Origin of the sequence: Trebonia sp., assembly GCF_030042015.1 — a bacterium.
In the GTDB taxonomy this organism is placed as follows: Bacteria; Actinomycetota; Actinomycetes; order Streptosporangiales; family Streptosporangiaceae; genus Trebonia.
Genome location: NZ_JASIAL010000440.1, coordinates 1 through 12,910 on the forward strand (window position 1 = coordinate 1; position 12,910 = coordinate 12,910).

11 protein-coding genes are annotated in these 12,910 nt (G+C 73.9%); 5 read left to right on the forward strand and 6 right to left on the reverse strand.

The window, feature by feature from the left end:
- The 3 genes from Q1N79_RS23785 to Q1N79_RS23795 all read left to right on the forward strand — a co-directional run.
- Positions 1 to 1,006: serpin family protein (locus tag Q1N79_RS23785; protein ID WP_300612589.1), on the forward strand; the 1,006-nt coding region annotated here is incomplete at its 5' end.
- A 367-nt stretch (positions 1,007 to 1,373) separates the two neighbouring features.
- The gene (locus Q1N79_RS23790; RefSeq protein ID WP_300612591.1) at positions 1,374 to 2,534 is read left to right on the forward strand and encodes a geranylgeranyl reductase family protein; all 1,161 of its coding nucleotides are present in this window, start codon (positions 1,374 to 1,376) and stop codon (positions 2,532 to 2,534) included.
- A gap of 46 nt (positions 2,535 to 2,580) precedes the next feature.
- Positions 2,581 to 3,183, forward strand: a complete 603-nt coding sequence (locus Q1N79_RS23795) for a class I SAM-dependent methyltransferase (protein ID WP_300612635.1) — start codon at positions 2,581 to 2,583, stop codon at positions 3,181 to 3,183.
- Positions 3,184 to 3,191: 8 nt separating this feature from the next.
- Here Q1N79_RS23795 and Q1N79_RS23800 read toward each other — a convergent pair whose 3' ends face one another.
- The 6 genes from Q1N79_RS23800 to Q1N79_RS23825 form a co-directional block, all read right to left on the reverse strand.
- Positions 3,192 to 4,292 (reverse strand): prenyltransferase, encoded by a 1,101-nt coding sequence (locus Q1N79_RS23800; RefSeq protein ID WP_300612593.1) that lies wholly within the window; start codon positions 4,290 to 4,292, stop codon positions 3,192 to 3,194.
- Positions 4,279 to 5,070: a class I SAM-dependent methyltransferase gene (locus Q1N79_RS23805; RefSeq protein WP_300612595.1), complete on the reverse strand. Its 792-nt coding sequence runs from the start codon at positions 5,068 to 5,070 to the stop codon at positions 4,279 to 4,281. Before Q1N79_RS23805 ends, Q1N79_RS23800 begins: the two co-directional genes overlap by 14 nt.
- Positions 5,064 to 6,296, reverse strand: coding sequence for a glycosyltransferase family 4 protein (locus Q1N79_RS23810; RefSeq protein WP_300612597.1), 1,233 nt, complete (start codon positions 6,294 to 6,296; stop codon positions 5,064 to 5,066). Before Q1N79_RS23810 ends, Q1N79_RS23805 begins: the two co-directional genes overlap by 7 nt.
- Positions 6,297 to 6,441: 145 nt before the next feature.
- Entirely contained in the window at positions 6,442 to 7,275 is an 834-nt protein-coding gene (locus tag Q1N79_RS23815) for an alpha/beta fold hydrolase (protein ID WP_300612599.1), read from the reverse strand.
- 324 nt (positions 7,276 to 7,599) lie between these two features.
- Positions 7,600 to 9,084, reverse strand: a complete 1,485-nt coding sequence (locus Q1N79_RS23820) for a hypothetical protein (RefSeq protein ID WP_300612601.1) — start codon at positions 9,082 to 9,084, stop codon at positions 7,600 to 7,602.
- A gap of 319 nt (positions 9,085 to 9,403) precedes the next feature.
- Complete coding sequence (locus tag Q1N79_RS23825; RefSeq protein WP_300612603.1) at positions 9,404 to 10,120, reverse strand: VIT1/CCC1 transporter family protein; 717 nt, start codon at positions 10,118 to 10,120, stop codon at positions 9,404 to 9,406.
- A 187-nt stretch (positions 10,121 to 10,307) separates the two neighbouring features.
- On the opposite strand from Q1N79_RS23825, the gene Q1N79_RS23830 reads away from it, so the two are divergent.
- Both Q1N79_RS23830 and hutI read left to right on the forward strand, forming a co-directional pair.
- Entirely contained in the window at positions 10,308 to 11,702 is a 1,395-nt protein-coding gene (locus Q1N79_RS23830; protein WP_300612605.1) for a formimidoylglutamate deiminase, read from the forward strand.
- Between the two features lie 13 nt (positions 11,703 to 11,715).
- The gene (gene hutI, locus Q1N79_RS23835; RefSeq protein ID WP_300612607.1) at positions 11,716 to 12,903 is read left to right on the forward strand and encodes an imidazolonepropionase; all 1,188 of its coding nucleotides are present in this window, start codon (positions 11,716 to 11,718) and stop codon (positions 12,901 to 12,903) included.
- Positions 12,904 to 12,910: the final 7 nt, after the last annotated feature.

Here is a 12,910-nt window from a genome sequence, read left to right on the forward strand (position 1 = left end):
GATGGCGCTGGCCGGCGCCCGCGGCGAGACCGCGGCCGAGCTCGCGGCCGCGCTGCACCTGCCGGCCCAGGAGGCCGCCGCGGACGGCCTGGCACAGCTCGCCGCGATCCGCCCAGGTGACGACCTCACGTTCCAGGCGCCGAACGTGATGTGGCTGCAGACGGCCCTGTCCGTTCGGGATAGCTTCCTCGCCCAGCTGTCCGGGACCGTCTCCGTGGAGCGGTGCGACTTCCGGCACGCGCCCGAGGCGGCGCGGGAGGCGATCAACGCGGCGGTGGCCGAGCAGACGGCCGGCAAGATCACCGGCCTGGTCCCGCGCGGCACGGTCGACACGCTGACCCGGCTGGTGCTGACCAACGCCGTCTACCTGAACGCGCTGTGGGTGCGCCAGTTCCCGGCCCAGGAGACAAGGCAAAGGCCCTTTTATCCCGAACGATCCGGGCCGGCTCCCACGGACATGATGCACCTGCTGGCGGGGCTGGCCTACCACCGTGGCGACGGTTACCAGGCCGTCCTGCTGCCCTACCGGGGTGGTTCCCTCGCGATGGCCGTGGTGCTTCCCGACGGGCCGCTCAGCGAGCTGGCCGGGCACCTGGCCGCCGCCGGCGGCGTCGGCGCCCTGCTGGACGGGCTGCTGTCCGGCGCCGCCGAATGCCAGGTCGACCTCACCCTGCCGCGCTTCCGCGTCACCGCCGGGTTCCTGCTGACGGACACGCTGCAGCAGCTCGGCGTGCGGCGGGCCTTCACGGGGGCCGCCGACTTCAGCGGCATCACCGGGGACGAGCCGCTGCATATCAGCGCCGTCCTGCACAAGGCCTACGTAGACGTCGGCGAGAAGGGCACGGAAGCCGCCGCCGCGACCGCGGTCGCCTTCGCCACGCTGGCGCTGGTCAGGAAGCCCAGCCCGGACGTCACGCTGGTCGTCGACCGCCCGTTCCTGTTCGCGATCGTGGAGACCGGGTCGGGCCTGCCGCTGTTCCTCGGCCAGTACACCACCCCGAGATGAGCTCTGCTAGCCCGGGGGGCGACCCCCCGGACCCCCCGGCTGCGCCTTGACGGCGCACCTGCTCCGGGGTACTTGCGGCCCCTGGCCCCGGCTGCGCCTTGACGGCGCACCTGCTCCGGGGTGTCTGCGGCCCCTGGCCCCGGCTGCGCTGGTTCCAATGCCAGGAACTTAAGCCGCCCGGCCAACCGGATAAATCGCCCAAACCGGGCGCGGTCCATGCCCGCCGGGCAACATAGGATACGAGTTGCATGGACAAAACGGTTGAAACCGGGCACGGGAGCTGCGTTTCGTATCCTAAGCGACCGATGCCGTTCCGCTCCGGGGAGTCTGCGGTTCGCGGTGGCCGGGCGTCACCTACGCTGGCGAGGTGCGGGAACGACCGGAGTGGGATGTCGCCGTCGTCGGCGCGGGCCCGGCCGGGCTGGCCGCCGCGAGCGCGGCCGCCGCGGCCGGAGCGCGGACCGTCGTCCTTGAGCGGGCGCAGCATCCCAGGTACAAGACGTGCGGCGGCGGCCTGATCGGAGCGTCGCTTGCCGCGGTCGCGGGCCAGATCGCGCTGCCCGCCCGTGACCGGATCCGGTCCGCCACGTTCACGCTGCGGGGCGGACGCGAGTTCACCCGCGAGCACGGCGAGCCGCTGCTGGCCATGGTGACCCGCGAGGAGTTCGACGCGGCGCTGCTGCGCCGGGCCAAGGAGCAGGGCGCGGCCGTACGGCAGCGGGCGCCGGTCCGCGCGCTGGACCAGGCGGCCGGCCTCGCCCGCGCGCGGCTGGCCGACGGGTCGGCGGTCACGGCGCGGGTGGTCATCGGCGCGGACGGGTCCTCCGGGGTCAGCGCGCGGCACGTGGGTGTGACGTTCGCCCAGGTCGACCTCGGGCTTGAGCTGGAGATCGCCGTTCCCGGGCCGGTCCGCCGGCAGTGGTCCGGCCGGGTGCTGCTGGACTGGGGGCGGATTCCCGCCTCGTACGCGTGGGTTTTCCCGAAAGGCGACCGGCTGACCGTGGGGGTCATCGCCGCCCGCGGGCAGGGCGAGGCCACCCGGCACTACCTGCGTGAGTTCACCGCCCGGCTCGGGCTCGCGCAATTCGAGGTGGTCAGGGACTCCGGGCACCTCACCCGGTGCCGGGCCGCCGGGTCCGGCCTGCGCAAGGGCCGGGTGCTTGTCGCCGGCGACGCCGCAGGGCTGCTTGATCCGTGGACACGCGAGGGCATCAGCTTCGCGTTGCGGTCCGGCGCGCTGGCCGGCGAGTTCGCCGCGAAGGCCGTCGTGTCCGACCGCCCCGGCGAGGCCGAGTCGGCGCTCGACGAATACGTCGCGGCTGTCGGCAGGGCGCTTGTTCCTGACATGCGGGCCGGCGGCCTGCTGCTTGCGGCGTTCGCCAGGCACGCGGGGGCCTTCCACGCCGGCCTGGCCACGCCGAAGGGATGGCGGGTCTTCGTCAAGATGTGCCGCAGCGAGATATCGTTCGCCGCGCTCATCGCCCGGCCGTCGGCCCGGATGGCGCTGTCCCTGCTGACCAGGGCCTAGCGTGGACGGGCGGCTGAGGAGTGCGGCCGAGGCCGCCACCGGGTTCATGCCGGCCGCGGAGGGACTGGCGCTGTATGAGACCGCGCGGGCCTACGCGGCGGTCGGCCCGGTGCTCGAGGTCGGCAGCTACTGCGGTAAGTCGGCGATTTACCTGGCTGCGGGCGTGCGCGCCGCGCGGGCGCGGGGCGTGCGGCAGCAGGTGGTGACCGTGGACCACCACCGGGGCTCTGAGGAGCACCAGCCCGGCTGGGAGTACCACGACCCGGACCTGGTGGACCCGGCGACCGGGCGGCTCGACACCCTGCCCAGGCTGCGCGCCACCCTGGCCGCCGCAGGCGTCGAGGACGACGTGATCGCGATCGTCGGGCGGTCGGCGGACGTGGCGCTCCTGTGGCGGGCCCCGCTCGGCATGCTGTTCATCGACGGCGGTCACACCGAAGCCGCCGCCCAGGCCGACTACGCGGGGTGGGCGCCCTGGGTCGCGCCGCACGGGGCGCTGGCCATCCACGACGTCTTCCCCGACCCGGCCGACGGCGGGCAGGCGCCGTTCCTGGTTTACCGGCGGGCGCTGGCCTCCGGCGCGTTCACCGAAGTCCGCCGCACCGGATCGCTGCGCGTCCTGGAACGCACCGGCGACGGCATCGGCTGATGCGGCCCTTAAGGTCCCGCGATCGCGTCGGCCGAGTCCGGGGCGCAGCCGCAGGCGTCCGGGTCCGCCTGCGGGCGGGCGGCCACCGGGGCGGGGATGTCGCGGAAGATGCCCGCGCCCGGGCTGAAACCCGCTAGGGCATCCGCGGCGAGGACCACGGCGGCGGCGGTCCAGCTACTGCGCTCGGCGGGGAAGTGCGCCGAGTTGGCGTACTGCCAGCCGGTCCAGTAGGAGCCGTCGTCGTGGCGCAGCCGCTCGATGGCGGGCAGCAGCCCGACGGCCTGCTCGTCCAGGCCGCAGGCGTCGAGCGCCAGCACCAGCTCGCAGGTCTCGGCGACCGTCACCCACGGCTGGTCGCTGACACAGCGCACCCCAAGGCCCGGCACCACGAACGTGTCCCAGCCCGCGGCGAGCCGGCCGGCGGCGGCGGCCCCCCTGATCGCGCCGCCGAGCACCGGGTAGTACCAGTCCATCGCGAACCGGCTCTTGTCGGCGAACGCCTCCGGGTGGCGGGCGAGCACGTGCCCGAGCTGGACGGCGGCGAGCTCCCAGTCCGGCTGCGGCTCGCCGGCCAGGCCGGCGAGCGCTATCGCGCAGCGCAGGCCGTGCAGGATGCTGGAGCAGCCGGAGAGCAGCGCGAACTCGCCGGGCCCGCCGGCCGCGTCCCGTTCCCACGCGACCTCACCGCGCGGCGCCTGCAGGCCGAGCACCCACCCGATCGCGTCGCGCACCGTCGGCCACATGCGCGCGGCGAACCCGCGGTCCGCCGTGACGAGGAACTCGTGCCAGACGCCGACAGCGGCGTAGGCGGCGTGGTGGGTTTCCGCGGCGTGATCGGTGACCACGCCGCCGCGGGTCGTGCGCGGCCACGATCCGTCCGGGCGCTGGGTGTCGCGCAGCCACCGGTAGGCGCGCCGCGCGGGCCCGGTCAGGCCGCAGGCGCTCAGCGCCATCGCGCATTCCACGTGGTCCCATGGGTCCACGTGGCCGTCCGGCCAGGCGATCGCCCCGCAGGGCAGCTGCGCCGCCGCGATCGACCGGGCGGTCCGCCAGATCCTGGCGGGCGGGCCCGCGGGGCGCTCGCTGGACTCCGGGTCAGCCGGCCGCACGCGCGTTGCCCTCCGCGGGAAGCAGCGTGCGTGCCGGGGGAACCACGCGTCCGTTCGGGAGGAAAGATCTTTTCTTTTCCGCGTAGATGACGAGGCTCTTGCCGATGAGCGGATTGAGCGCCGCCTCGCACACGCGGGTCAGCGCGGGGCGGCGCACGATGTCCCAGACCAGCAGCCGGTGGTAGCCGCGCACGGCGGGGTTGGCGTCGTCGTGCACCCCGACCACGCACTTCAGCCACCAGTACGGGGAGTGCAGCCCGTGCGCGTGATGGCTGCCGATCGCCTCCAGGCCGGCCCGGGCGAGCTTCGCGGTGAGCTCCCCGCGGGTGAAGATGCGGACATGCCCGCCGGGCACCTCGTGGTACTCCCTCGACAGCGCCCAGCAGACCCGCTCGGGCAGCCATGCGGGCACGGTGACCGCGGCGATCCCCCCGGGCCGCAGCACCCGCGCGATCTCGGTCATGGCCCGCCAGTCCTCCGGCACGTGCTCGAGGATCTCGGCGGCGATGACCCGGTCGAACGCGCCGTCGGGAAACGGCAGGCTCGTGGCGTCCGCGGTCAGGGCGGCGGCCGCCGCGGGCGGGCCGGCCTCGCCTTCCGCGCGCATGGCGGCGAACATGCCGATGACCGGCGCCAGCTCCTTACCGTCGAAGTCGGCGGCGACGACGTGCGCGCCGCGCCGGAACGCCTCGAACGCGTGCCGCCCGCCGCCGCAGCCCAGGTCGAGGACGCGGTCCCCCGGGCCGATGCGAAACTTGCCGAAGTCGACCGTCAGCACGCGAGGTTCCCGTTGATCGCGGCGCGGTACAGCGCGACGGTGGCGGCCGCGACCGCCGGCCAGGCGAACCGCTCGCCGACGCGGCGCAAGCCGCGTTCCGCGAGCGTTTCCCGCCGTGCGGCGTCGTCGAGGAGCATGCGCAGCGCCGCGGCGAGTTCCTCCGGGTCGCCAGGCGCCACGAACAGCGCCGCGTCGCCGGTGACCTCGGGCAGCGCGCCCGCCCGGGTGGTGACAAGCGGGGTGCCCGACGCCATGTGCTCGACGGCGGGCAGCGAGAACCCCTCGTACCTGGACGGGATCACCGCCACCTCCGCGGATGCCAGCAGCGCCGCGTACTGCTCGTCGGGCAGGCCGCTGGTGAACGTGACCCGCTCGCCCAGGGACAGCTGCGCGGCCTGCGCCCTGGTCGCCGCCGCGGGGGAGCCGACGACGACGAGGTGGACGTCGCGTTCTGTCACCAGCTTGGCGACTGCCCGCAGCAGGCCGGGCAGGCCCTTGAGCGGGGAGTCGGCGCTGGTGACGGTGACGATCCGGCCGCTGACCCGGGGCTGCGGACGTGGCCGGAAAAGCCGCGTGTCCACTCCAAGCGGGACTATGTGCACGCGTTCTGGCGGCACCAGGAAGTCGCGGCAGATGTCGAGCTTCGCCGCCTCGGAGACGGTGATCAGCGGGCCCGCGTGCCTGGCCACCCGGCCCTGCATGCGCACGAAGCCGTACCAGCGGCCCTTGTCAAGCCGCCCGAGCCAGCTCCGCTCCGCCAGGTCGAGCCGCTTGTCCACGGTGATCGGGTGGTGGATGCTCGTCACCAGCGGCAGGCCCAGCCTGCGCACGCCGAGCATGCCGTAGCCGAGCCCCTGGTTGTCGTGCACGACGTCGAAGTCCCCCGGTCGCGCGCGCAGCGCGCGCAGCGCCCTGATGCTGAACGTCAGCGGCTCGGGAAAGGCCCCCGCCCACATCATGGCGGTCTCCAGGGCGTCCGGCCAGTCCCTGATCTCCTCCCGCCGCGGGGTGCGGAACGGGTCGTCGTCGCGGTAGAGGTCCAGGCTCGGCACCTGGCGCAGCAGCGGGCCGTCGTCGAGCTCGGGGTAGGGCTGGCCGGAGAACACCTCGACGTGGTGCCCGAGGGCGGCGAGCTCCCTGCTCAGGTGACGCACGTAGACGCCCTGGCCGCCGGAATGCGGTTTGCTGCGGTAGGACAGCAGCGCGATTCGCAGTGGGCTGTTCACTGCGGCCACGGGGATGGGTCGGCTTGTCCAGGGACGCCGCAGCCTCGCGGGAAACGTATTCGCATCTGAGCAAGCATGTCATGCGTGCGCCTGGCGGTTTCAGGCTGGCCGATCGAACGCCGGCTACCAGGCCGGCCGGCGCGGGTCAGCGGTCATGATCACCGCTGAAGTCCGTCAGCAGCGCCGCGAACCGCTCGGGTGACTCCCGGTGCGGCGCGTGGCCGACGCCGGGGATCACCTGTATCTCACCGCGCCACAGGGCCGGGATGGTGAGCTTGCGCAGGTAGTCAAGGCTGACCAACTGCTCGCCTGAACCGTGCAGGATCGCCAGCGGCTGGCGGAGCCCTGCGGCAATCGCTACCTCGTCGGCGAACCGGCCCTCGCCGATGCTGGCCAGCAGCCCGGCGCGCGCCGCGCCGTCGGTGGCCAGGATGTCCGGCACGAACTCGCTGGCCGGCAGCGCCGAGCCGGGCGCGGTGAAGCTGGCGGCGAACGAGGTTGCCTCGGCGTCGGTGAGGCTCGCGGTGAAGCCGGCGTTCATCGCCGGGTTTGGCAGGAACGCCTCGGCGAGCTGCGCTGCCGACCCGACCGGCGGCGCGCCGAAGATGACAAAGCCGGCCGCCCCCGGCAGCGCTGGCGCAGCCTCAAGCGCGATATGCCCGCCCAGGCTCCAGCCGACGACGATCGCGTCGGCGGCACCGAGCGCCCGGGCGAAGCCCGCGAGCACGGCCGCGTATCCCGGCAGCGAGTAGTCGGCCTTGTCTCTCGCCGGCTCGGACTGCCCGTGGCCGGGCAGGTCAAGCGCAAGGCAGCGGAACCGCCGGCCGAAGCTTCCCGCAAGCACCGGGAGCCATGTCCTGGCGGAGGACGAGTTGCCGTGGACGAAGATGACCGCGCGGCCGTCCCGGTCGGCGCGGCCGCCGGGGCTCTCCAGGTAGGCGATCAGCTGCCCGGCGATCTCGACGCTCTGCTGGTTCACGTGCCGCCTCGCTTCCGCTCGCAGCCACTGCCCGGTCCGCTGCCTCAGCCTGGCGTGCGGAAACCCATCTGGTCAAGCGCGCCCGGGCGGCGCGGCGCGCCGACTGCCGGTGCAGTATCCGGCGTCAGGCGGTTTCCCTGGCGTCCCGGGAGTCCCGCAAGTACTACTTTGGACACTCTGCGCATGGACAAATCGCCCATAACGGGCGCGCAAATGGTCACAGAGTGTGCGAAGTGGCACGCCAGTGGCCCCTGTGACTCATGAGGAGCCGCGGCGGCGGGGTCCCGGCCCCTGTTCGGGTGACGCGGTGCGGTTGTCTGCCCGCTACCACCAGTAGTTGTAACCGTGGTGGCGCAGGCGCGGCCCGGACCCGCTCGCCGGGCACACGGTCGTGCCGGCGGTCGGGTTGCCGATGCCGGGCGTGACCGCCTTCACCTGGTCGAGGAAGCACGCGGCGACCACGACGCCGCCGCCGTTCACGGTGGTGGACACGTCGTCGCGCAACCCGAAGCGCTGGCAGCCCAGGTTGTCGAAGGACAGCTGGAGCCGCAGCGCCATGAACAGGAAGAGGTTGCCGGCCACCGCCGGGGACGGGCCAGGATGGTCAGCCAGCAGGTTGACGTCCTGCTGCAGCCGCGCGCCCTGGATGCTCTCCATGTCGCCGCAGTACTCGGCGGGTGTCTGCCCGGCCGGCAGCGGCGGCATGTCAACGAGGGCCCGGTAGGTGTTGTCCTTGTCCGCGTTCTGGTTGCCGCTGCTGTCCAGCGACATCGGGTCATTCTGCGGGACAAGCGCGGCCGGGCCGCCCGACTGGCCCGCGAAGGCGGCCGCCTGCAGCTCGTCGAGCGGAAGCCCTGTCGTCGTCGATCCCGGGCTGGCCAGGTCGGGCACCTGCCACGGGGTGCAGCCCATCGCGGGATCCAGGAAGGAGGTGAGCAGCGCGTTATCGCCGTCATTGGCGAGCAGGGTCGGGGCGGCCCCGGCCAGCTGCTGCCGGCTGGCCCTCGTGTCCTGGGCGGTCTGCCCGTCGCCCCTGGCCAGGTACTCGGTGGTGACGCCTGAGCTCTGATCCTGGTCAACCAGCCCGAAGTCGCGCGTGGTCAGGCACGGCTGCCCGTCGCTGGCCTTGCCGGGGTTCGGGACGGTCAGCTTGCCCGCCTTGATCGCCGCGCTCGCCGCCTGGAAAAATGCCGCCGCGTTGCAGGCACCTGCCTGGCCGAACGGCGAGAGCAGGCCGCCGATGCTCTCGCCGGCGACGCAGTCGCCTTGCTGCAAGATGATGTCCGGGATGGCCGACGCCGCGGGGAAGTCGCCGAGCGAGGCGCGCCACGCACCGTTCACCAGCAGGTTTTCGCCATTCCCCCCGTTGTTGGCGCCCCCGGTGAGGGGAGCCTGGTCGGCGCCGGAAAGGCTCAGCGTTCCGCCGTTGAAGCCGAACCACAGCGCCACGACGCTGTCCCGCGGCACCGTCGGCACGGGCGGAGTCACCGCGGGCGTCGTGCCCGCGTCGACGACGAGCGGGTCATAGACCGAAATCTGCCCGGTGTTGGTGTTGATGACTGCCGCCTGCACGAACGCGGCCTGGCCGGGATCGGACTCGTGGCACGGCCCGTCCGCCGGGTCGGTAGCGGTGAGCTGGTAGGGCGTCGCGAGCCCCAGGGGACTTTCCGGGTTCGCCGGCACGATCAGCGTGCAGTTCCTGTCGATGACGTTCAGGTTGACGACGTTCAGGTTGACGGCCGCGACCGCGGCCGCGGCCGCGGCGTGCGCACGGACGACGCTGTTAGCTCCCGCGAACGCGATCGCCACGAGGCAGATGCCGACCGCGCCTGTTATCGCGGCGACGACACGAAAACCCGGTTGCCGAGTCTGCCGGTATCTCCGGTACCTCCTGCGTCGCCTCCAGCTACGCCGGCTCCGGCCGAGCAGACCTGACATGCCACGATCCCCTCACATCACGATCGGGTCACGACCCTCCCGGACACGAACGTTAGCGAGTGGTAATCAGCCGTACATGCCATTCGAACATTTCGTATCTATTACGGATCGCCGGACGAGCGCGGGACCGCGGGCGGCCGAACTGCGCCCGGCAGGCCGGGACGCGCCGCCCGCGCGCCTGGGCCGGCCGTCAGTGCGTGGCCAGGCCGCCCACCGCGAGCCCGATCAGGTATGTGATGCCGGCGGCGAAGGTGCCGAGGATCAGCTGGCGCACCGCGCCGCGCCAGAACGGCCTGCTGGTCAGCCGCGCGACCATGCCGCCGCCGGCGATCGCGGCCAGCGCGGACAGGACCAGCGCGGCCCATAGCGCGTCGAAGCCGGACAGGTAGGGCAGCAGCGGTATGACCGCGCCGGCGGCGAACGCGGAAAGCGACGCGCCGGCGGCGACCACGGGCGACGGCAGCTCCGCCGGGTCGATCCCGAGCTCCTCGAGCGCATGCACGGCCAGCGCCTTCTCCGGCTGGGCCGAGATCTCGGCGGCGGCCAGCCGCGCGGTGGCGGCGCTCACGCCGCGACGGCGCAGCATGCCAGCGAGTTCGGCCTGCTCGGCGACCGCGTTGTGGGCGAGCTCGTGCCGCTCCTTATCCACCTCGGACTGGACAAGCTCGTTCTGCGAGGAGACCGAGACATACTCCCCGGCAGCCATGGAGAACGCGCCGGCCGCCAGGCCGGCCAGGCCGGTGAGGATGATCGCGTGCCGCGAGCCGCCGCCGCCGCCCACGCCCGAGATGAGGGACACGTTGGTCACGAGCCCGTCCATCGCACCGAACACCGCCGGGCGCAGCCATCCGCCAGACACGTCCCGGTGCTCGTGGCCCAGCGGGTGATCGTGATCGGTAGTTGTCACGCAGTGATTTTACGAGCACTTGCCGTCGGCCGCGGGCTTCGCGTGACCGGCCAGCCGGTGCCGTTGCCCCGCCGTGCCGCGCGCGGGCCGGCGTATTCCGCCCCGGCGGCGACGGGCATGATGTGCGTGTGACAACGGCCACAGCGCGGCGGGGCACCGCGCTCGCTCGCCTGCCAGGACCGGCCCGGTGATCGCCGCGCCGCGCTGGTGGCACGCCGAACGGGCGTGGCTGGGGGCGCCTCGCGGCAGCGGGGGCGGGCTGGTCCGCGACGTCCTGATCGAGGCCCGCGGCGAGCGCTTCGCCGCGGTCACCCCCCGCACGCCCGCCGCGCGGGTGCCGCCCGGCACGGTCCGGCTGCCCGGCCTGACGCTGCCGGGCCTGGCCAACGCCCACTCGCACGCGTTCCACCGGGCGCTGCGCGGTTCGGCGGTGGGCGACACGTTCTGGACCTGGCGGGACCGCATGTACGCGGTCGCGGAACGGCTGGCCCCCGACACGTACTACGCGCTCGCCCGCGCCGTCTACGCCGAGATGACGCTGGCGGGGATCACGTGCGTCGGCGAGTTCCACTACCTGCATCACGGCCCGGGGGGAATCAAATATTCGGATCCGAACGAGCTGGGCCGTCTCCTCATCGCCGCCGCCGCCGCGGCTGGGTTGCGGATCACCCTGCTCGACACCTGCTATCTGGCAGGCGGCTTCGACCCGGGCGGCGCGCCGCGGCCGCTGACGGGAGTACAGCTGCGGTTCGGCGACGGGACCGCGGCCGCCTGGGCGGAACGGGTCGCCGGGTTCGGCTGTGACGCGCTCGGCATGGTGAGCCCGCACGCGCGCGTGGCCGCCGCGATCCACTCGGTGCGGGCGGTGCCGCCTGACCAGGTGCCCGAGGTCATGACGTGGTCGCATGCCCACGGCACACCGGTGCACGCGCACCTGTCCGAGCAGCCCCTGGAGAATGCCGAATGCCGGGCGGCCTTCGGGGCCACGCCCGCGGAGGTCATGTACGACGCGGGCGCGCTCGGCCCGCGCTCGACGATGGTGCACGCCACTCACCTGACCGCCCGCGACATCGAGCTGCTCGGCGGGTCGCGTACCGCGGTCTGCATGTGCCCGGTCACCGAGGCCGACCTGGCCGACGGCGTCGGGCCCGCTCCGGCGCTGGCGGCCGCCGGGTGCGCGCTGACCCTGGGCAGCGACGGGCACAGCGTGATCGACGTGTTCGAAGAGGCGCGCTGGATGGAGCTGTCGCAGCGGCTGGTGACGCACAGGCGCGGCAACTTTACGGCGGCGGAGCTGGCGGCGGCGGCGACGGTCAGCGGGCACGCCTGCCTGGGCTGGCCGGATGCCGGGGAGATCGTGCCTGGCGCGTACGCCGACCTGGCGACGGTGTCGCTGGACGGCCCGCGGCTGTCCGGCGCCGGGGCGGGCGACCCGCTGGCCGCGCTGCTGGCCGCCGGGACCGCGGCGGACGTCCGCGACGTGGTGGTCTCCGGCGCGGACGTGGTCCGTGACGGGCGGCACCTGCTGATCAACGACGTGCCCGGTGAGCTGGCCGCCGCGGTCGCCGCGGTGCTCTGCTGAGGGGGCCCCGACGATGGCGGAGACGCTGCTGATCACGCGGATCGGCGAGCTGGTCACGAACGCCGCTGCCGACGGCAGCGGCGGGCCAGGCGGGTTCGCGGCGATCGCCGACGCCGCGCTGGTCGTCGAGGGGGACCGGGTCGCGTGGACCGGGTCCTCGGCCCGGGCGCCCGCCGCCGACGCCGTGGTGGACGCGGCCGGCCGGGCGGTGCTGCCGGGGTTCGTCGACTCGCACGCGCACCTGGTGTTCGCGGGCGACCGGGGCGCCGAGTTCGCCGCCAGGATGGCGGGCCGCTCCTACGCGGCCGGCGGCATCAGGTCCACGGTCGCCGCCACGCGGGCCGCGTCCGACGCCGAATTGCGCGCCGGGCTGCGTCGGCTCGCGGGGGAGATGCTGCGGCAGGGGACCACGACGTTCGAGTGCAAGTCCGGGTACGGCCTGACGGTCCGCGACGAGGCACGGTCGGTCGCGCTGGCCGCCGAGGTCACCCCGGAGGTGACCTACCTGGGGGCGCACGTCGTGCCCGCCGAGTTCGACGGTGACTCCGGCGGCTACCTCGAGCTGGTATGCGGGCCGATGCTTCAGGCGTGCGCGCCGCACTCCCGGTGGGTGGACGTGTTCTGCGAGCGCGGCGCCTTCGGCGCCGACGAGGCCCGCGCCGTGCTCGCCGCCGGACGGGCGTGCGGGCTGCAGCCGCGGGTGCACGCCAACCAGCTCGGCCCGGGCCCCGGGGTCAGCGTGGCGGTGGAGGCGGGCGCCGCGTCGGCCGACCACTGCACGTTCCTGAGCGAGGCCGACGTGGCCGCGCTCGCGTCCTCGGCCACCGTCGCCACGCTGCTGCCCGGCGCGGAGTTCAGCACCAGGCAGCCGTACCCTGACGCCCGCCGGCTGCTCGACGCGGGGGTCGTGGTCGCGCTCGCCACCGACTGCAACCCCGGATCCTCCTACACCTCGAGCATGCCCTTCTGCATCGCGCTCGCGGTCCGCGACATGGGCATGACCACGGCAGAGGCGGTCTGGGCAGCGACCGCCGGCGGTGCCCGCGCGCTGCGCCGCGCCGACGTGGGCTACCTGGCGCCCGGCGCGCGCGCCGACCTGATCATGCTGGACGCCCCGTCGCACGCCCACCTGGCCTACCGTCCGGGCGTCCCCCTCGTCCGCGCCGTCTGGCAGTCCGGCCACCGCGCCGACGCCCGCTAGCCCGGGC